This window comes from Bradyrhizobium sp. 139 (assembly GCF_023074175.1).
Classification (GTDB): domain Bacteria; phylum Pseudomonadota; class Alphaproteobacteria; order Rhizobiales; family Xanthobacteraceae; genus Bradyrhizobium.
Map to the genome: position 1 here is coordinate 36,429 of NZ_JADPKS010000128.1, position 18,320 is coordinate 54,748.

General features: G+C 65.1%; 16 protein-coding genes and 1 pseudogene. 11 read left to right on the forward strand and 6 right to left on the reverse strand.

All coding sequences use genetic code 11. The annotated features are described in order from the left end of the window. Nucleotides 1-176: 176 nt before the first annotated feature. The 4 genes from odhB to IVA80_RS29235 are packed head-to-tail and all read left to right on the forward strand — an operon-like array spanning nucleotide 177 to nucleotide 4,241. Nucleotides 177-1,421, forward strand: coding sequence for a 2-oxoglutarate dehydrogenase complex dihydrolipoyllysine-residue succinyltransferase (odhB, locus tag IVA80_RS29220; protein WP_247438075.1), 1,245 nt, complete (start codon nucleotides 177-179; stop codon nucleotides 1,419-1,421). 55 nt (nucleotides 1,422-1,476) lie between these two features. After that, nucleotides 1,477-2,238 carry an SDR family oxidoreductase gene (locus tag IVA80_RS29225; protein ID WP_247438077.1) on the forward strand — a complete coding sequence of 254 codons (762 nt, stop codon included), beginning with the start codon at nucleotides 1,477-1,479 and terminating at the stop codon, nucleotides 2,236-2,238. Nucleotides 2,239-2,275: 37 nt separating this feature from the next. Beyond that, a complete protein-coding gene (gene lpdA / locus IVA80_RS29230) occupies nucleotides 2,276-3,676 on the forward strand; it encodes a dihydrolipoyl dehydrogenase (protein ID WP_247438079.1) in 1,401 nt (466 codons plus the stop codon). 34 nt (nucleotides 3,677-3,710) lie between these two features. Next, entirely contained in the window at nucleotides 3,711-4,241 is a 531-nt protein-coding gene (locus tag IVA80_RS29235; protein ID WP_247438081.1) for a hypothetical protein, read from the forward strand. 181 nt (nucleotides 4,242-4,422) lie between these two features. On the opposite strand, the gene IVA80_RS29240 is transcribed toward IVA80_RS29235, so the two are convergent. Next, nucleotides 4,423-5,013, reverse strand: coding sequence for a DUF4337 domain-containing protein (locus IVA80_RS29240; protein ID WP_247438082.1), 591 nt, complete (start codon nucleotides 5,011-5,013; stop codon nucleotides 4,423-4,425). Nucleotides 5,014-5,113: 100 nt separating this feature from the next. Further along, nucleotides 5,114-6,079 carry a tyrosine recombinase XerC gene (locus tag IVA80_RS29245; RefSeq protein ID WP_247438084.1) on the reverse strand — a complete coding sequence of 322 codons (966 nt, stop codon included), beginning with the start codon at nucleotides 6,077-6,079 and terminating at the stop codon, nucleotides 5,114-5,116. A 111-nt stretch (nucleotides 6,080-6,190) separates the two neighbouring features. Between IVA80_RS29245 and IVA80_RS29250 the strand changes: the two genes are divergently transcribed. Beyond that, nucleotides 6,191-8,401: a primosomal protein N' gene (locus IVA80_RS29250; protein WP_247438086.1), complete on the forward strand. Its 2,211-nt coding sequence runs from the start codon at nucleotides 6,191-6,193 to the stop codon at nucleotides 8,399-8,401. A 220-nt stretch (nucleotides 8,402-8,621) separates the two neighbouring features. Here IVA80_RS29250 and IVA80_RS29255 read toward each other — a convergent pair whose 3' ends face one another. After that, complete coding sequence (locus IVA80_RS29255; RefSeq protein WP_247438088.1) at nucleotides 8,622-9,131, reverse strand: septal ring lytic transglycosylase RlpA family protein; 510 nt, start codon at nucleotides 9,129-9,131, stop codon at nucleotides 8,622-8,624. Between the two features lie 637 nt (nucleotides 9,132-9,768). On the opposite strand from IVA80_RS29255, the gene IVA80_RS29260 reads away from it, so the two are divergent. The 6 genes and pseudogenes from IVA80_RS29260 to IVA80_RS29285 form a co-directional block, all read left to right on the forward strand. Continuing rightward, on the forward strand, nucleotides 9,769-10,329 hold the full coding sequence (locus IVA80_RS29260; protein ID WP_247438089.1) for a F0F1 ATP synthase subunit delta: 561 nt from the start codon (nucleotides 9,769-9,771) through the stop codon (nucleotides 10,327-10,329). Continuing rightward, a complete protein-coding gene (atpA, locus tag IVA80_RS29265; protein WP_247438091.1) occupies nucleotides 10,329-11,858 on the forward strand; it encodes a F0F1 ATP synthase subunit alpha in 1,530 nt (509 codons plus the stop codon). Before IVA80_RS29260 ends, atpA begins: the two co-directional genes overlap by 1 nt. Nucleotides 11,859-12,035: 177 nt before the next feature. Then, nucleotides 12,036-12,911: a F0F1 ATP synthase subunit gamma gene (locus tag IVA80_RS29270; RefSeq protein ID WP_247438093.1), complete on the forward strand. Its 876-nt coding sequence runs from the start codon at nucleotides 12,036-12,038 to the stop codon at nucleotides 12,909-12,911. Nucleotides 12,912-12,965: 54 nt separating this feature from the next. Then, on the forward strand, nucleotides 12,966-14,408 hold the full coding sequence (gene atpD / locus IVA80_RS29275) for a F0F1 ATP synthase subunit beta (protein ID WP_247438094.1): 1,443 nt from the start codon (nucleotides 12,966-12,968) through the stop codon (nucleotides 14,406-14,408). 113 nt (nucleotides 14,409-14,521) lie between these two features. After that, a complete protein-coding gene (locus IVA80_RS29280) occupies nucleotides 14,522-14,929 on the forward strand; it encodes a F0F1 ATP synthase subunit epsilon (protein ID WP_247438096.1) in 408 nt (135 codons plus the stop codon). Between the two features lie 14 nt (nucleotides 14,930-14,943). Then, a pseudogene (locus tag IVA80_RS29285) lies at nucleotides 14,944-15,765 on the forward strand (adenylate/guanylate cyclase domain-containing protein); the annotation flags it as partial. 126 nt (nucleotides 15,766-15,891) lie between these two features. On the opposite strand, the gene IVA80_RS29290 reads toward IVA80_RS29285, so the two are convergent. From IVA80_RS29290 to IVA80_RS29300, 3 genes are all read right to left on the reverse strand, one after another. Continuing rightward, nucleotides 15,892-16,398 carry an RNA pyrophosphohydrolase gene (locus IVA80_RS29290; protein WP_247438098.1) on the reverse strand — a complete coding sequence of 169 codons (507 nt, stop codon included), beginning with the start codon at nucleotides 16,396-16,398 and terminating at the stop codon, nucleotides 15,892-15,894. Between the two features lie 70 nt (nucleotides 16,399-16,468). Beyond that, on the reverse strand, nucleotides 16,469-16,972 hold the full coding sequence (locus tag IVA80_RS29295; RefSeq protein WP_247438100.1) for an RNA pyrophosphohydrolase: 504 nt from the start codon (nucleotides 16,970-16,972) through the stop codon (nucleotides 16,469-16,471). A gap of 73 nt (nucleotides 16,973-17,045) precedes the next feature. After that, nucleotides 17,046-18,275 (reverse strand): divergent polysaccharide deacetylase family protein, encoded by a 1,230-nt coding sequence (locus IVA80_RS29300; protein WP_247438101.1) that lies wholly within the window; start codon nucleotides 18,273-18,275, stop codon nucleotides 17,046-17,048. Nucleotides 18,276-18,320 lie beyond the last annotated feature (45 nt).

The window sequence follows — 18,320 nt, forward strand, 5'->3', positions numbered from 1 at the left end:
TTTTTCAGATGTCGTCATGCCCCGCGAAGGCGGGGCATCCAGTATTCCGCGCCGCCCGTCGTTATCGCGACCGTCACGGCGTACTGGATCGCCCGCCTCAGTGCGCAAGCGCGAAGGCGGGCGATGACACCCAAAAAATTCACGACCGCATTGGCGATCTCCTTAAGGAAAAGACCATGACTGAAATTCGTGTGCCGACGCTCGGCGAATCCGTCACCGAGGCCACCATCGGCCGCTGGTTCAAGAAGGCCGGCGATCCCGTCGCCGTCGATGAGCCCTTGGTGGAGCTCGAGACCGACAAGGTCACCATCGAAGTCCCCGCGCCCTCCGCCGGCACGCTGAGCGAGATCGTCGCGGCCGATGGCGTAACCGTTGCCGTCGGTGCGCTGCTCGGCCAGATCACGGAAGGGGCCGCAGGCGCCGCCAAGCCGGCCGCGGCTCCCGCCAAGCCCGCCGCTGCCGCCGCGCCCGTCGCCGCCGCTGCCGCGCCGGCTCCGGCCGCGAAGGCGCCGCCGGCCGATGCGCCGCAGGCACCGTCCGTGCGCAAGCTCTCCGCCGAGACCGGCATCGACGCCTCGACCGTTCCGGGTTCGGGCAAGGACGGCCGCGTCACCAAGGGCGACATGCTCGCCGCGATCGAGCGTGCGGCCTCCGCGCCGACCCCGGTCAACCAGCCCGCCGCCGCCGTGCAGATGCGCAGCCCCTCGCCGGCCGATGACGCCGCCCGCGAAGAGCGCGTCAAGATGACCCGCCTGCGCCAGACCATCGCGCGCCGCCTCAAGGACGTGCAGAACACCGCCGCCATGCTCACGACCTTTAACGAGGTCGATATGACCAACGTCATGGCGCTGCGTGCCCACTACAAGGACGCGTTCGAGAAGAAGCACGGCTCGAAGCTCGGCTTCATGGGCTTCTTCACCAAGGCCGTCGTGCAGGCCCTGAAGGACATCCCGGCCGTCAACGCCGAGATCGACGGCACCGATTTGATCTACAAGAACTATTACCACATCGGCGTCGCCGTCGGCACCGACAAGGGTCTCGTCGTGCCCGTGGTGCGCGACTGCGATAACAAGTCGATCGCCGACATCGAGAAGGGCATCGCCGATTTCGGCCGTCGTGCCCGTGACGGCCAGCTCAAGATCGACGAGATGCAGGGCGGCACCTTCACCATCACCAATGGCGGCATTTACGGCTCGCTGATGTCGACGCCGATCCTGAACGCGCCGCAGTCCGGTATTCTGGGCATGCACAAGATCCAGGAGCGGCCGATGGTCGTCGGCGGCAAGATCGAGGTCCGCCCGATGATGTATCTGGCGCTGTCCTACGATCACCGCGTAATCGACGGCAAGGAAGCTGTCACCTTCCTGGTCCGCGTCAAGGAGAGCCTGGAAGATCCGGCGCGCCTGGTGCTCGATCTCTGATCCCTGATGCTCTGCGAGCGCCGTCGCCTTATCGTGCGACGGCGCGTGTCGAACCATGGAGGCGCGCGTGACGGATAAGGTTGCGATCATCACCGGCGGCAGCCGCGGCATCGGGCGGGCGACCGCGATTGCGGCGGCCGCGCGCGGTTTCCGCGTCGTGGTCGGCTATGCCAGCAACAAAGCGGCCGCTGACGAGGTGGTTGCCCAGATCGCGGCCAGCAACGGCAAGGCCATTGCGGTGAAGTGCGATGTCGCCGAGGAAAGCGATATCCTCGAACTGTTCAAGGCCGCCGATCAGTTCGGCACACTCGGCGTGCTCGTCAACAATGGCGGTATCGTCGGGACGAGCGGCGTGCGTGTCGACGAGATGTCGGCCGAGCGCATCCAGCGCGTGATGGCGGTCAACGTCACCGGCTCCATCCTCTGCGCGCGCGAAGCTGTGAAGCGGATGTCTACGAAACATGGCGGAAACGGCGGCGTCATCGTCAATCTGTCATCGGTGGCTGCCAGGCTCGGTGCGCCGAACACCTATGTCGATTACGCGGCATCCAAGGGCGCGATCGATTCCTTCACTATCGGCCTCGGCTATGAGGTTGCAGGCGAGGGCATTCGCGTCGCGGGCATCCGCCCGGGACTGATCGACACTGAAATCCACGCCGCCGGCGGCGAGCCCGACCGCGCCCATCGTCTGGCCCATATGGTGCCGATGAAGCGCGTCGGCACCGCGGAGGAAATCGCCAACGCCATCGTCTGGCTGATGTCGGACGAGGCTTCCTACGTCACCTCCGCCATTCTCGATGTGTCCGGCGGACGCTGACACATCCATTCACGCTAAACTCACGGGACTTCCTCTCATGGCTATCTACGATCTCGTCGTCATCGGCACCGGACCGGGCGGTTATGTCTGCGCGGTGCGCGCCGCGCAGCTCGGCATGAAAGTCGCCGTGGTCGAAAAGAACGCCACGCTCGGCGGCACCTGCCTCAATGTCGGCTGCATGCCCTCGAAGGCGCTGCTGCACGCCTCCGAAATGTTCGAGGAAGCCGCGCATTCCTTCGCCAAGATGGGCGTGTCGGTCTCGGCGCCGAAGCTCGAGCTTCCGGCGATGATGAACTTCAAGCAGCAGGGCATCGACGGCAACGTCAAGGGCGTCGAGTTCCTGATGAAGAAGAACAAGATCGACGTGCTCAAGGGCACCGGCAAGATTCTCGGCACCGGCAAGGTCGAAGTCTCCGCTGACGGCAAGTCGCAGCTGGTCGAGACCAAGAGCATCGTGATCGCCACCGGCTCCGACATAGCGCGGCTGAAGGGCATCGAGATCGACGAGAAGCGCATCGTCTCGTCGACCGGCGCGCTGTCGCTGGACAAGGTCCCCGGCAAGCTGCTGATCGTCGGCGCCGGCGTGATCGGCCTCGAGCTCGGCTCGGTCTGGCATCGTCTCGGCGCCGAAGTCGTCGTGGTCGAATTTTTGGACCGCATCCTGCCCGGCATGGACGGCGAGATCGCCAAGCAGTTCCAGCGCATCCTGGAGAAGCAGGGATTTGCGTTCAAGCTCGGCGCCAAGGTCACGGGCGTCGACACGGCCGGCAAGGCGCTGAAGGCGACGATCGAGCCCGCCGCGGGCGGCGCGGCTGAATCGCTCGAAGCCGACGTCGTTCTCGTCTGCATCGGCCGCGTGCCTTACACGGATGGCCTCGGTCTGAAGGAAGCCGGCGTTGCGCTCGACAATCGCGGCCGCGTGCAGATCGATCCCCATTTCGCCACCAGCCTGAAGGGCGTCTATGCCATCGGCGACGTCGTCGCGGGCCCGATGCTCGCGCACAAGGCCGAGGATGAAGGCGTTGCGGTTGCGGAGATCATCGCGGGGCAGGCCGGTCACGTGAATTACGATGTTATCCCGGGCGTCGTGTATACCACGCCCGAAGTGTCCTGCGTCGGCAAGACCGAGGAGGAACTGAAGCAGGCCGGCGTGGCTTATACCGTCGGGAAGTTTCCCTTCACCGCCAACGGCCGTTCCAAAGTCAACCAGACCACCGATGGTTTTGTGAAGATTCTCGCAGATGCGAAGACCGATCGCGTGCTCGGTGTGCACATTGTTGGCCGCGAAGCCGGCGAAATGATCCACGAAGCCGCTGTCTTGATGGAGTTCGGCGGCAGTGCGGAGGATCTCGCGCGCACCTGTCACGCGCATCCGACTCGCTCGGAGGCGATCAAGGAGGCTGCGCTTGCAGTCGGCAAGCGAGCCATCCATATGTAGGGCACGCCCCGAGCCGAATCGGGCGGGACAACACATGCTGCGCCGCCTTCTTCAACCGGTCTGGGTCCTGCTGGCGATCATCTTTCTGATCGAAGCCTGGCTGTGGGACCATCTTGAACCGATCGTCGCGCGGGTTGTCGCATTCATCCCGCTCGCCCGGTTCAAGCAAGGGCTGACCGATCGCGTCGATGCGCTGTCGCCGGCCATGACGCTGATCGTGTTCGCGGTCCCCATCATCCCGCTGTTTCCGCTCAAGCTGGTCGGCCTGTGGCTGCTCACGCACGAATACTGGACCAGCGCGGTCTTCACGATCCTGTTCGCAAAACTCCTCGGCGTCGGCGTCACCGCCTTCGTCTTCGACGTGACGCGCGACAAGCTCATGGAGATGACCTGGTTCGAGCGGCTCTACGATCTCGTGATGAAGCTGCGCGCCAAGGCCGCCGAGCTGGTCAACCCGATCAAGCGGCGGGTCCGGGAGCTGATTGCCGGCAACGGCGAAGGCTGGTCCTCCCGCACGCTCCGCCTGATCCAGCGCTTCCGCAAGAGCGTGCACGAAGCGCGCTGAGCGTCGCAATTCGTCTATCACCGTCACCCTGAGGTGGCCGCTTCTTCAGCGGCCCTCGAAGGGCGACGGCCGCGCTGCATCCCGGCCGTTCATCCTTCGAGGCTCCGCCCGCGATGCGTTGCATCGCGGGCGGAGCACCTCAGGATGACGGACTAACACCGCCGCCGTTTGCATCAGCCCCTCAATGCAGATGCAGCAGATGCGGCCACCACAGACCGAGCCCGGTCATCGCAAGGCCGGCGAGCGTCAGGATTCCGGCGACATAAGCGAGCGCGATCATGCCGGTGATGATGGTGGCCGATGCCAGTACGATGCCGATCTGGAAGGCGGCGGACGCCAGTTCGAAATGATGGTATTTCGCGGTCGCCTCGTCGCGCGCGTGCTCGGCGTGCTTGGCCTTCTCGGCGAGCTGCTCGGTGCCTTCGCCGGTTTCGGGCTCCGAGCGGTAGCGCGCGGCAGTCTTCTGCCAGTCCTCGATCTGTTTCTGCGCCGCGGCCTTGATGGCATCCTGGGTTGCGGAGCCGAGCGTCAGCTTGCCCTGCTCGGCCGCGGTCTGCACCACCGTGCGGCGGATGCTCTTGGCCTGGAAGAAGGCCCAGAGGTTGGAGGCCTCGACATTCTTGCTGATCGATTCGGTCTGGGCACCCTTGCCGAGCGTCTCCGAGACCGCCAGGAACAGCGCCAGAACCGCGATCAGGAGCGCGATGTTCTTGTTCGAGCCGGATGCGTGCTCGGCATGTTCGGCGTGCTCCATGCTTTCATGTGCGCTCATATGTCCCTCCTGCATCGGTTCCCCACGATTGACCGAACCGCGGGCGCCGCGCAAGAGGCAAGCAGGTTATGACGTCAGTGTGTGAGCGCCGCGGATGGTGTCAGCGCCGCGGATGCGCGCTCGCATAGACTTCCAGCAGCCGCTCCGAATCGATGCCGGTGTAGATCTGCGTGGTCGAGAGCGAGGAATGGCCGAGCAATTCCTGGATCGCGCGCAGATCGCCGCCGCGCGACAGCAGATGCGTGGCGAAGGAGTGTCGGAGTGCGTGCGGCGTGGCGCTGTCGGGCAGGCCGAGCGCGCCGCGCAGCCGCTCCATCGCGAGCTGGATGATGCGCGGCCTTAGGGGACCGCCGCGCGCGCCGAGGAAGATCGGACCTTCGGCCGGCAGCGGATACGGGCACATCGAAACGTATTCCTGAACGAGTGCGAGCACGTTCTGGAGCACGGGCACCATGCGGGTCTTGTTGCCTTTGCCGGTGACGATCAGCACGTCCCCCTCGCCGGGACGGGGCACCTCGCGGCGCTTCAGGCCGAGCGCTTCGGAGATGCGCAAGCCCGATCCATACAGCAGCGCCATCACCGCGGCATCGCGCGCAAGAATCCAAGTCTCGCGGTCCTCGCCGGCGCGCTCGCCGGCATCCGCAAGACGCTTTGCCGAGGCCATCGGCAGCGGTTTTGGCAAGCTCTTGGCCACCTTCGGCGCACGGATCGCGGAGAGCGCGCCGACCTTGCCCCTGCCTTCGCGCTCGATGAAGCGGCCGAACGAGCGCAGGCCCGCGAGCGCGCGCATCAGCGAGCGGCCGGCAATGTCGTCGGCGCGGCGCATTGCCATGAAGGCGCGGATGTCGGTGGCTTCCAGCGCGGCAAAGCGCTTGAGCGTCACGCGCTCGCCCCAATGGGCGCACAGGAAGTCCAGGCACTGCCGCAAGTCGCGGCTATAGGCTTCCAGCGTCTTCGGCGACAGCCGCCGTTCGGCGCCGAGATGCGACAGCCAGCGCGCCATCTCCTGCGCGATCGAGGGATCGGCGCTGGCGAGCTCGATTGGTGGGGCGGCCGCTTTGCTCATGCGCTCTGGACGTGGTGATTTCACCCAGTATATCGCATCACACTCGTTTATCGTTCGCTAAGGCGGCCTCAGAGCGCTAGCCTTGAGGCCCCGGGTTCCGATTCTCCCTCCATGGATCATTCGTCGCGCAGCACGACCGCCTCCGCCAACGCGACCCGCATGGTCGACGTGCTGGTGCCGGTCGCGCTCGACCAGACTTATTCCTACAAGGTGCCGCGCGGCATGGAGCTGAAGGCCGGCGATCTCGTCGGTGTGCCGCTCGGCCCGCGCGAGGTGCTGGCGGTGGTCTGGGCGGAAAATGCCAATCCCGACCCGCGCCTGCATAACCGCCTCAAGGAGGTCAGCGAAAAGCTCGACATCTCGCCGCTGAAGCCCGAGCTGCGCTCTGTCGTGGACTGGGTTGCCAATTACACGCTGAGCCCGCGCGGTATGGTGCTGCGCATGTGCCTGCGCATGGGCGAGAACCTCGGCCCCGAGCGGGTCCGCGCTGGCGTGCGCCTGGTCGGCGATCCCCCGCGGCGGCTGACGCCGGCGCGGCAGCGTGTGATCGAGGTGCTGTCGGACCGGCTGCTGCACGGCAAGTCTGACGCGGCGAAGCAAGCAGGGGTTTCGGCCGGCGTGATTGACGGGCTCGTCGACGAGGGCACGCTCACGGTCGAGCCGATGCCGCCGCCTCCGCCGCCGCCGGCGCCCGATCCCGATTTTGGCCGGCCGGATTTCACGCAGCTCCAGCGCGCTGCCGTCGATACGATGCGCGCGCTCGCCGCCAACGGCACGTTCCACGTCGCGCTGCTCGACGGCGTCACCGGCTCGGGCAAGACCGAGGTTTACTTCGAAGCGGTGGCCGAGGCGATCCGCCGCGGCAAGCAGTCGCTGATCCTGATGCCGGAGATCGCGCTGACCGGCCAGTTCCTCGACCGCTTCGCACAGCGCTTTGGCGTGCGGCCGCTGGAATGGCATTCCGAGCTGACGCCGCGCACGCGGGCGCGCAACTGGGCTGCGATCTCCGAAGGCAGTGCGCCGGTCGTGGTCGGCGCGCGCTCGGCGCTGTTTCTGCCTTACGCCAATCTCGGGCTGATCGTCGTCGATGAAGAGCACGACCAGGCCTACAAGCAGGATGAGGGCGTGCATTATCACGCCCGTGACATGGCGGTGGTGCGCGCGCATATCGCAAAAATTCCGGTCGTGCTGGCCTCCGCCACGCCGTCGGTCGAGTCCGAGGTCAATGCGCGCAAGAACCGCTATCAGCGTATCGCGCTGCCCTCGCGCTTCGGCGGCCAGCACATGCCGCATATCGAGGCGATCGATCTGCGCCGCGAACAGCCGGCGCGCGGCCGCTTCATCTCGCCGCGGCTTGCCGGCGAGATCAGGATCGCGATCGAGCGGCGCGAGCAGGCGTTGCTGTTCCTCAATCGCCGCGGCTATGCGCCGCTGACGCTATGTCGCGCCTGCGGCCATCGCTTCGCCTGCACCATCTGCGATGCCTGGCTGGTCGATCATCGCTTCCGCCAGCGGCTGGTCTGCCACCATTGCGGCTTCTCGATGCCGCGCCCGCAGACCTGCCCGCATTGTGCGGCGGAGGAATCGCTGGTTGCGGTGGGGCCGGGCGTCGAGCGCTTGCAGGAGGAGGCGGCCGCGCTGTTCCCGGAGGCGCGCACCATGGTGCTGTCGAGCGATCTCATCACCTCGATCGAGACGATGCGCTCCGAGCTCACCGAGATCGCGGAGGGCCGCGTCGATGTCATCATCGGCACGCAGCTCGTCGCCAAGGGGCACAATTTTCCGCGGCTCAATCTCGTCGGCGTCATCGATGCGGATCTGGGCCTTGCCAATGGCGATCCGCGCGCGTCGGAACGCACCTGGCAATTGCTCAACCAGGTGATCGGCCGCGCCGGGCGCGAGCAGGGCCGCGGCGTCGGCTATCTCCAGACCCACCAGCCCGACCATCCCGTGATGAAGGCGCTGATCGCCTGCGACCGCGAAGCCTTCTACGACAGCGAGATCGACTTGCGCGAGCGCACGCTCTACCCGCCGTTCGGACGGCTCGCGAGCCTGATCATTTCGGCAGGCGATCGTCCGAGCGCCGAAGGCTTTGGCCGCCGCCTCGTTGCGCTCGCACCGCGCGACGAGCGCGTCGTGGTGCTGGGACCGGCGGAGGCCCCGCTCGCCGTGATCAAGGGCCGCTACCGCTTTCGCATCCTGGTGAAATCCGCGCGCGGTTTCGATCTGTCGGACTATTTGCGCAACTGGCTCGCGGTCTGCCCGAAGCCGAAGGGCAATCAAAAGCTCGAAGTCGACGTCGACCCGCAGAGCTTTTTGTAGGCCCCGCTGTGCCCCGGCTCTGCATCGCAGCGCCCTTCAGCGCTGCGATGCAGAGCCGGGGCCCATCTCAGCCACGCTGTACCGTGTTGCCCTGGGTCCCGGCTCTGCGCAGCAACGCTGAGCGGCGTTGCAGCGCGTCCGGGACACGAGACGGGATGGCAGGCAACAAAAAGCCCGCCGTCCCCCAAGACGGCGGGCTTATTTCGGCGCGTCTCGCGCCTTAGGAGACGACCTCGGCGGTGACGCGGCCGACGCCGGCGCCGGTGAGGCCGATGGCGCGGGCAGCGCCCGTGGAGAGGTCGAGGACACGGCCGCGAATGAACGGGCCACGGTCATTGATGGTAACGACGACGCTCGAGCCGCCATGGGTGACGCGCAGCTTGGTGCCGAACGGCAGCGAACGATGCGCGGCGGTCATGGCGTTCTGGTTGAAGCGCTGGCCCGAGGCGGTCTTGCTGCCGGACTCGTTGCCGTAAAAGGAGGCCATGCCGGAGAAGCTGCGGCCGGTGCCCGACGACGGCGTCATCGACGCATTGGCGTTGCGCCAATCGGAGGTGGTGTTGGCGTCGTTCTGGGCGTGGTGGCGGTGGTGATGGTGAGAGTACCGGGGGTGATGCCGGGATTTGGCGGAAGCTTCGGTGGCAGTTCCACCAATGAGGAGAGTTGCGGCAACGAAAGCGATCGTCGTACGCGGCCGGGTCACAAAGCCCAGCGTCTTCAAAGATAGCATTTAGTGGTCCCTAAGCTAGTATTGCCACATATGTGGCAAGTGGAGCCCTCATCAGTTTGTGAGCTGGATGCCGTTTCGATTCCTAATGAGGCGTGAATTGGGCAGTAAATCCGTTCAGTGTCGTCATGAGATATCTTGTTACCGGCGACAGATATTCAGCGGATGTTCCGTAATCTTCGATTTTAACGATTGGTTAACTTAGGCATTACTCGCATCTACTGTAGATCAAAGTTGTTGTTCCAGATATTTAGGATTGGGTAAGTATTCGGCGGGTGGAGCTGACGAGGTGGGATTCACGCCTCAGCGATCTGTGTTCATGGCCGCTATGCGCTGAGAGAGGGAACAAACGGCGCCCGGCCGCTGCAAGGCTTGCGGCAATTCCGTGACGTGGCAGGCCGTTATCGCGGCGCCGTCGACTGCGACGAACTGGCGAACGGGACCTCGCGCCTTTAATTTGGCGTCATGTTGCACGTGCGCGCCTGCTATGTTAGCAAAGCCGCGATTTTAACGGACCCGGCACCTCCCGTGTCGGCCGAAAATCGAAGTCCCGCTTGAATTCCAAGGGCTTGGATCGCTAGGCGCCGCTTCGTGGCGACGGTTTTTCCCTTGCGGATTTGACAGCAAAAAGAGCGCGTCTGTGGCTGCAGAAGATACGTCCGTTTCAGGTGTGTCCGGCCGTTATGCAACGGCCTTGTTTGAACTGGCTCGCGATCAGAAAGTGGTCGACGAGGTCAAGGCCGATCTCGACCGGTTCGAGGGCCTGCTGAACGAAAGCGCCGATCTGAAGCGTCTCGTCCGCAGCCCGGTGTTCGCGGCCGATACCCAGTCCAGGGCCCTCTCGGCCGTGCTGGACAAGGCCGGCATCGCCGGCATCTCCGCCAATTTCCTGAAGGTCCTGACCGCCAACCGCCGCTTGTTCGCGGTGGCTGACGTCATTCGCGCCTACCGTGCCCTCGTCGCCAGGTTCAAGGGCGAGGCAACGGCCGACGTCACCGTCGCGGAGGCGCTCTCGGACAAGAATCTCGACGCCCTCAAGGTTGCCCTGAAGTCGGTGACCGGCAAGGACGTCGCGCTCAACGTGAAAGTCGACCCCTCGATCATCGGTGGCCTCGTGGTCAAGCTTGGCAGCCGCATGATCGATAGTTCGCTTCGCACCAAACTCAATTCGATCAAGCACGCGATGAAAGAGGCAGGCTGATGGACATCCGCGCCGCGGAAATTTCCGCGATCCTGAAGGACCAGATCAAGAATTTCGGCCAGGAAGCTGAAGTCTCCGAAGTCGGACAGGTGCTGTCCGTCGGCGACGGCATCGCTCGCGTCTACGGTCTGGACAACGTCCAGGCCGGTGAAATGGTCGAGTTCGAGAACGGCACCCGCGGCATGGCGCTGAACCTCGAAACCGACAATGTCGGTATCGTTATTTTCGGCGCCGACCGCGAGATCAAGGAAGGCCAGACCGTCAAGCGCACCCGCGCCATCGTGGACGCGCCGGTCGGCAAGGGCCTGCTCGGCCGCGTCGTCGACGCGCTCGGCAACCCGATCGACGGCAAGGGCCCGATCCAGGCCGACAAACGCATGCGCGTCGACGTCAAGGCGCCAGGCATCATTCCGCGCAAGTCGGTGAACGAGCCGATGGCGACCGGCCTCAAGGCGATCGACGCCCTGATTCCGATCGGCCGCGGTCAGCGCGAGCTGATCATCGGCGACCGCCAGACCGGCAAGACCGCGATCGCGCTCGACACCATTCTCAATCAGAAGCCGCTGAACGCGCAGCCGGACGAGAACATCAAGCTGTATTGCGTCTACGTCGCGATCGGCCAGAAGCGTTCGACCGTTGCCCAGTTCGTCAAGGTGCTGGAAGAGCAGGGCGCGCTGGAATATTCGATCATTGTCGCCGCCACCGCGTCCGATCCGGCGCCGATGCAGTACATCGCGCCGTTCACCGGCTGCACCATGGGCGAGTACTTCCGCGACAACGGCATGCACGCCGTCATCATCTATGACGATCTGTCCAAGCAGGCCGTCGCCTACCGTCAGATGTCGCTGCTGCTGCGCCGGCCTCCGGGCCGCGAAGCCTATCCGGGCGACGTGTTCTATCTGCACTCCCGCCTGCTCGAGCGCGCGGCGAAGCTCAACAAGGACCAGGGCTCGGGCTCGCTGACGGCGCTGCCGGTCATCGAAACCCAGGCCAACGACGTGTCGGCCTACATTCCGACCAACGTCATCTCGATCACCGACGGTCAGATCTTCCTGGAAACCGACCTGTTCTTCCAGGGCATTCGTCCCGCGGTGAACGTCGGTCTATCGGTGTCGCGCGTCGGTTCTTCGGCGCAGACCAAGGCCACCAAGAAGGTCGCCGGCAAGATCAAGGGAGAGCTCGCGCAGTACCGCGAAATGGCGGCGTTCGCGCAGTTCGGCTCCGATCTCGACGCCTCGACCCAGCGACTGCTCAACCGCGGTTCGCGCCTGACCGAGCTGCTGAAGCAGCCGCAATTCGCGCCGCTGAAGATGGAAGAGCAGGTCTGCGTGATCTGGGCCGGCACCAACGGCTATCTCGATCCGCTTCCGGTGAGCAAGGTGCGCGCGTTCGAGGACGGTCTGTTGTCGCTGCTGCGCGGCAAGAACGCCGAGATCCTCAACGCGATCCGCGACAGCCGCGACCTCTCCGACGACACCGCCGCCAAGTTGAAGTCGGTGGTCGAAGGTTACGCGAAGTCTTTCGCATAAGAACGCTGTCACGGCCGGGGTGAAAGCGCGAAGCGCGTCTTTGCACTTGAAGTCCCGGCCTTCCCCGCCTTGCCGCGTGGAGACGAAGACGTGGATGCCCGGGACAAGCCCGGGCATGACGACTGGGATAGGCTAGCGGCTCGATCGTAAGGATCGAACCGCCGGGGTGAACGAAGAATGGCGTCACTTAAAGACATGCGCGTCCGCATCGCCTCTACCAAGGCGACGCAAAAGATCACCAAGGCGATGCAGATGGTCGCGGCGTCCAGATTGCGCCGGGCCCAGCAAGCGGCCGAGGCGGCGCGGCCCTATGCCGACAAGATGAGCGCGGTGATCTCCAACATCGCCGGCGCTGCCGCGGGTTCGCCCGGTGCGCCGACGCTGCTGGCCGGCACCGGCAGCGACCAGGTTCACCTGCTGCTGGTCTGCACCGGCGAGCGCGGCCTGTCCGGTGCCTTCAACTCCTCGATCGTGCGCCTGGCGCGCGAGCGCGCGCAGGCGCTGATGGCGCAGGGCAAGGAAGTGAAATTCTTCTGCGTCGGCCGCAAGGGCTACGAGCAGCTCCGTCGCCTGTACGACAGACAGATCGTCGAGCACCTCGACCTGCGCGGCGTTCGCCAGCTCGGCTTCGTCAATGCCGAGGACATCGCCAAGAAGGTGCTGGCCCGTTTCGACAACGGCGAGTTCGACGTCTGCACATTGTTCTACGCGCAGTTCAAATCGGTGATTGCCCAAATCCCGACTGCACAGCAGATCATTCCGCTGACCGTGGAAGAAAAGGCGGCGAACGCGCCGTCGACGTCCTACGACTACGAGCCGGAGGAGGACGAACTCCTCTCCCGCCTGTTGCCGCGTAATATAGCGGTGCAGATCTTCCGCGCGCTGCTGGAAAACAACGCCTCGTTCTACGGCGCGCAGATGAGCTCGATGGACAACGCCACCCGCAACGCCGGCGAAATGATCCGCAAGCAAACCCAGATCTACAACCGAACCCGTCAAGCCCAGATCACCAAGGAGCTGATCGAGATCATCTCCGGCGCCGAGGCGGTCTGACGCACGAACCAAACGACGGTCGTTCAAGTCCAGAATTTCGAAGGAGAGCTATTTATGGCTACAGCAGCTAACCAGGTCGGTCGCGTCACCCAGGTCATGGGCGCCGTCGTCGACGTGCAGTTCGAGGGCCATCTGCCCGCCATTCTCAATTCGCTGGAAACCAAGAACGGCAACATCCGCCTCGTGCTGGAAGTTGCGCAGCATCTCGGTGAGTCCACCGTGCGCACGATCGCGATGGACGTGACCGAAGGTCTGGTGCGCGGCCAGGAAGTGACCGACACCGGCCAGCCGATCGCGGTTCCGGTGGGCGCCGGCACGCTCGGGCGCATCATGAACGTGATCGGCGAGCCGATCGACGAAGCCGGCCCGATCCAGTCCGAAGGCAAGCGCCCCATCCACCAGGAAGCGCCGAGCTACACCGACCAATCGACCGAAGCTGAAATTCTCGTCACCGGCATCAAGGTCGTCGACTTGCTCGCGCCCTACGCCAAGGGCGGCAAGATCGGCCTGTTCGGCGGCGCCGGCGTCGGCAAGACCGTGCTGATTCAGGAGCTGATCAACAACGTTGCGAAGGCGCACGGCGGCTACTCTGTGTTCGCCGGCGTCGGCGAGCGTACCCGCGAGGGCAACGACCTCTATCACGAGTTCATCGAGTCCAAGGTCAACGCCGATCCGCACAATCCGGATCCGAGCGTCAAGTCGAAGTGCGCGCTGGTGTTCGGCCAGATGAACGAGCCGCCCGGCGCCCGCGCCCGCGTCGGCCTAACCGGTCTGACCGTCGCCGAGCACTTCCGCGACCAGGGCCAGGACGTGCTGTTCTTCGTCGATAACATCTTCCGCTTCACGCAAGCCGGCTCGGAAGTGTCGGCGCTGCTCGGCCGTATCCCGTCGGCGGTGGGTTATCAGCCGACGCTCGCCACCGACATGGGCGCGCTCCAGGAGCGCATCACCACCACGCAGAAGGGTTCGATCACCTCGGTGCAGGCCATCTACGTTCCGGCCGACGACTTGACCGACCCGGCGCCCGCGACCTCGTTCGCGCATCTTGATGCGACCACGGTGTTGAACCGCGCGATCTCGGAAAAGGGCATCTACCCGGCGGTGGACCCGCTCGACTCGACCTCCCGCATGCTCTCGCCGCTCGTCGTCGGCCAGGAGCACTACGACACCGCGCGTCAGGTCCAGCAGGTGCTGCAGCGCTACAAGTCGCTGCAGGACATCATTGCCATTCTCGGCATGGACGAGCTTTCGGAAGAGGACAAGCTGACGGTGGCCCGCGCCCGCAAGATCGAGCGCTTCCTGTCGCAGCCGTTCCACGTCGCCGAAATCTTCACCGGCTCGCCCGGCAAGTTCGTCGACCTCGCGGACACCATCAAAGGCTTCCGCGGCCTCTGCGAAGGCAAGTATGACCACCTGCCGGAAGCCGCCTTCTACATGGTCGGCACCATCGAAGAGGCGATCGAGAAGGGCAAGAAGCTGGCGGCGGAAGCGGCCTAATTCTGGGTGTCATTGCCGTGCTTGACCCGGCAATCCATTAAAAGAGAACTTTCGTTGAGTGATGGACCCGCGGGTCAAGCCCGCGGGTGACAAGCGAAGCAAGCGGAAACACCATGGCCACCTTCCACTTCGATCTCGTCTCGCCGGAAAAGCTCGCCTTCTCGGGTGAGGTCGATCAGGTCGACGTCCCCGGCGTCGAGGGTGATTTCGGCGTGCTGGCGGGACACGCGCCGGTCGTGGCTGCGATCCGGCCCGGCATTCTCACTGTGACCACTGCCGGCAAGCACGAGAAGATCATCGTGCTCGGCGGTATCGCCGAAGTCTCCGAAAAGGGTCTCACCGTGCTCGCCGACGTCGCGACCTCGCTGGCCGAGCTCGATCGTGCGCAGTTCGCTGAAACCATCGCGGAGATGGAAGAAGGGCTGAAGGAGCACGAAGGCGGCGAGCTCGATCACGCCATCGAGCGGCTCGACCACTTCAAGAGCATCCAGCAGCAGCTCAACTCTACGGCTATGCACTAAGCCCCGGGGCACCGCTTCGGGGCTCAAGCTACAAATTCCTGAACAGGTTCCGCGCTCGTCACGGCCGTGGCGGTAGCTTCAACACGGCGGGCGATGCCGTGCTCGCGGAATTTCCAAGCGCAGTCGATGCGGTGCGCTGTGCGATCGACATCCAGGAGTCCTTGCGGACCCGCAACATGGCCTATCCGCCGAGCCGGCAGATGTCGTTCCGCATCGGCATCACCATCGGCGACGTGGTCGAGCGCGACGGTGATCTGCTCGGTGACGGCGTCAATATCGCCGCCCGGCTCGAAGGCCTCGCCGAGATCGGCGGCATCTGCGTCTCCCGCGCCGTGCACGAGCAGGTCGCCATCAAGCTGTCGGTGCAGTCCGCCGATATCGGCCCGCAGGAGGTCAAGAACATCCCGACGCCGGTGCACGCCTACATGGTGGCGATGCGGCGCGAGGACGGGAGCTACAACACGCCACAGGTGAAGAAGATAGCGGGCAAGGTCGCGCCCGCGCCGAACTGGATGTGGCCGCTGGTGGTCGGTGTCGTCTCAATTGTCGCGATCGGCGTCGGCGGCTTCCTCTATTTCACCAAGCTCGAGACCGCCAAGGCTCCGGCGATCGCAACGACCACGCCGAGCGCGGCGCCCACCGCAGCTGCGGCCGCAGCGCCGGGCCCCTCATCCACCATGGCGGCGAAAGCGCCGATGCCTTCGCCGTCCGCCGCGTCAGGCGGCAAATTCCCGGCCGACATGGTGCCGTTCGTCGGCGAGCGCGTGCGCGGCTACCTCAGTGGCGAATACTCCGCCGCCGGCGACTACAAGGCCTTTGCGCTGAATGGCGGCGGCAAGGCTGCGGACGAGCAGACCGCCGTCAATTCTGCGCTCGCCGATTGCGCCAGGCGCGACAGCGACTGCCACGTCATCGCGATCGGCCCGTTCACGGTGGGGCCGACGAATTAGACTTGTTTCGGCCTAAACCGCAAATGCCGCAAACTGCTGCGCGACCGCGCGGTAGACGTCGCGGCGGAACGGCACCACGAGATCGACGACACGATCGAGACGCTCCCAGCGCCACGCATCGAACTCGGCGGGCTGTTCGTTGCGCGGCGTCAGCGGATCGATCTCGTCGTCGCGGCCGGTGAAGCGCAGCGCGAACCACTTCTGGCGCTGGCCGCGGAATTTCGCCAGCCGATGCGTCTGGGGGCCATCGTAGGGTGGGAATTCGTAGGTCAGCCAGTCGGTCTCGCCGAGATAGGCTGCGCTCTTGACGCTGGTCTCTTCCCAGAGTTCGCGCAGTGCCGCATCCCGCAGGTTCTCGCCCTCGTCGACACCGCCTTGCGGCATCTGCCAGTCGAGGCCCGGCAGGATGATCTCGGGGCCGTCGCCCTTGAAGCGGTGGCCGATCAGCACACGGCCATCGGGGCTGAAGAGGGCGATACCCACGTTTGGGCGGTAGGGTTTTTCAGTAGGGTTTTTCATTGGTCACGCGTGGATCTCTTGTCGTCGTTCCAGGCGATGCATTAGCATCAACCTGGAATGGCGACTTGAACTAATCCTCCGCCAACGCGGAAAATTCCTTCACCACGCGCTCATAGACCGGGCGCTTGAACGGGACGATCAGCCCGGTCAGGTTCTTCATCGGCTCCCAGCGCCAGCTCACGAATTCGGCCTTATGGCCGCCGCCGGGATTTGCGACGTTGATCTCGCTGTCCGAGCCGGTGAAGCGCACCGCGAACCACTTTTGGCGCTGGCCGCGATAGCGGCCCTTCCAGGCGCGGCCCGCAACCGTGCGCGGAATGTCATAAGTGAGCCAGTCCGGAACTTCGCCGAGCCGCTCGACCGAGCGCACGCTGGTCTCCTCGTAGAGCTCGCGCTTGGCGGCTTCCCAGGTGTCCTCGCCGGGATCGACACCGCCTTGCGGCATCTGCCAGACATGGGTGTCGTCGACATGCTCGATGCCGCCGGCGCGTCGGCCGATGAACACCAGCCCCTTCATGTTGATCAGCATCACGCCGACGCAGGTCCGGTAGGGCAGATCCTCGTAACGCGCCATTCCGCCAGACCTCTCGCGTGCTGTTTGGTGGGGACGCCGGCCTCGAGGGCCCGTGCCGTCCCAATCCGTTGATTCAGCTGGATTTTGATTTCAGCATCGCGGTTGTCAATGGCACCAAAAGGATACCCCGGTCGCTCAATGTCTTGGTCCAGGTGCCGATGCGCTCGATCGAGACCGGCAGGGCGGAGGCGGTGCCGACCGCGACGCCGCGCTCGCGCGCCACGGATTCGAGCTTGTTCAGGGCGCGGTCGATCTCGGCCGGGGTCGGCACCACGTCGATCGCGATGTCGCCCTTGCCGAACGGCATCGCCTGGCTTGCCGCGGCCTGGGGCGCGATGCTGCGGGGCGAGGAGCCGTCGTCGAAGAAGCCGAGGCCGCGCTTGGCCGCCTCGCGGATGATCGGCTGCATCGCGGCGTCGGTCGCCACGAAGCGGGCGCCCATGAAATTGGTGAGGCCGGCATAGCCCTGCATCCGGCTCAGGTGCCAGTACAGGCGGTCCATGTTCTGGTCGGTGGTGAGCGAGGTCAGCAGCGTCTGCGGGCCCGGATCGTTGTCCGGGAAGTCGTAGGGCTCCATCGGGATCTGGAGGAAGATCTCGTGGCGCTGGGCGCGGGCCCGCTCGGCGAGCTTGCCGGGATCGGCGCCATAGGGCGTAAAGGCCAGCGTGACCGCCGGCGGCAGCCGCATGATCGCGTCGGTGGTCTTGGCCGCGCCGACGCCGAGGCCGCCGATCAGGATTGCGACAACAGGCGTTTTTGCCGCCTTGGCGCGGTCGGCCTCAGCCGCGTAGACGTTGAACGGCTTCGAGCCCTCGGCAACCACGGGGATCATGCCGTAGCGCGATTTCTCCAGAAGTTTTGGGTCGATCCCGGCCATGACGGGCGGTGGCGCGGATGCGGCCGCCGCATCGCCCTTCTCTGCGGCATCGCCGCCGCCAATCACCACCTCGCGGCGCACGCCGGTGGAACCGTCGATCATGGTGACGGTCTTCTGCTCGCCCGGCTGTTTCGGCGCTTCCTTGGTCTCGTGCTTGTTTTCCTGCTTGCCTTCCTGGCCATGGCCAGCCGCGGCCGGCTTCTCGTCGTTGGCCGCGGCCCTGGGCTCGCGGATCGCGATCCGGGTCATCGGCTCGCCGCCGAGCGGATCCTTGTTGAAGATGGCGAAGCCGGCGAAGGCGACCAGAAACAGGCCGAGCATCACCGCGAGGGCCTGCATGGCGGTGAACGGCAGCCGCAGCCGCCGTTTCCGGCGCGGCTTGTCCTGTCCGAGCGGGGCGCTCAGATCATCGGCCGTTTCAGTCATGCGCGATCCCGAATCACTCCTGCCGACGATACCACGGCGAGGTCA

Bases quoted from the DNA above. Each gene is read 5' to 3' on its own strand.
- IVA80_RS29250 (WP_247438086.1), top strand. From the start codon at position 6,191: ATGGATCATTCGTCGCGCAGCACGACCGCCTCCGCCAACGCGACCCGC.
- IVA80_RS29270 (WP_247438093.1), top strand. From the start codon at position 12,036: ATGGCGTCACTTAAAGACATGCGCGTCCGCATCGCCTCTACCAAGGCG.
- IVA80_RS29300 (WP_247438101.1), bottom strand. From the start codon at position 18,275: ATGACTGAAACGGCCGATGATCTGAGCGCCCCGCTCGGACAGGACAAG.
- atpA (WP_247438091.1), top strand. From the start codon at position 10,329: ATGGACATCCGCGCCGCGGAAATTTCCGCGATCCTGAAGGACCAGATC.
- atpD (WP_247438094.1), top strand. From the start codon at position 12,966: ATGGCTACAGCAGCTAACCAGGTCGGTCGCGTCACCCAGGTCATGGGC.
- IVA80_RS29290 (WP_247438098.1), bottom strand. From the start codon at position 16,398: ATGAAAAACCCTACTGAAAAACCCTACCGCCCAAACGTGGGTATCGCC.
- IVA80_RS29255 (WP_247438088.1), bottom strand. From the start codon at position 9,131: ATGCTATCTTTGAAGACGCTGGGCTTTGTGACCCGGCCGCGTACGACG.
- IVA80_RS29240 (WP_247438082.1), bottom strand. From the start codon at position 5,013: ATGAGCGCACATGAAAGCATGGAGCACGCCGAACATGCCGAGCACGCA.
- IVA80_RS29280 (WP_247438096.1), top strand. From the start codon at position 14,522: ATGGCCACCTTCCACTTCGATCTCGTCTCGCCGGAAAAGCTCGCCTTC.
- odhB (WP_247438075.1), top strand. From the start codon at position 177: ATGACTGAAATTCGTGTGCCGACGCTCGGCGAATCCGTCACCGAGGCC.
- IVA80_RS29225 (WP_247438077.1), top strand. From the start codon at position 1,477: ATGGAGGCGCGCGTGACGGATAAGGTTGCGATCATCACCGGCGGCAGC.
- IVA80_RS29235 (WP_247438081.1), top strand. From the start codon at position 3,711: ATGCTGCGCCGCCTTCTTCAACCGGTCTGGGTCCTGCTGGCGATCATC.
- lpdA (WP_247438079.1), top strand. From the start codon at position 2,276: ATGGCTATCTACGATCTCGTCGTCATCGGCACCGGACCGGGCGGTTAT.
- IVA80_RS29295 (WP_247438100.1), bottom strand. From the start codon at position 16,972: ATGGCGCGTTACGAGGATCTGCCCTACCGGACCTGCGTCGGCGTGATG.
- IVA80_RS29245 (WP_247438084.1), bottom strand. From the start codon at position 6,079: ATGAGCAAAGCGGCCGCCCCACCAATCGAGCTCGCCAGCGCCGATCCC.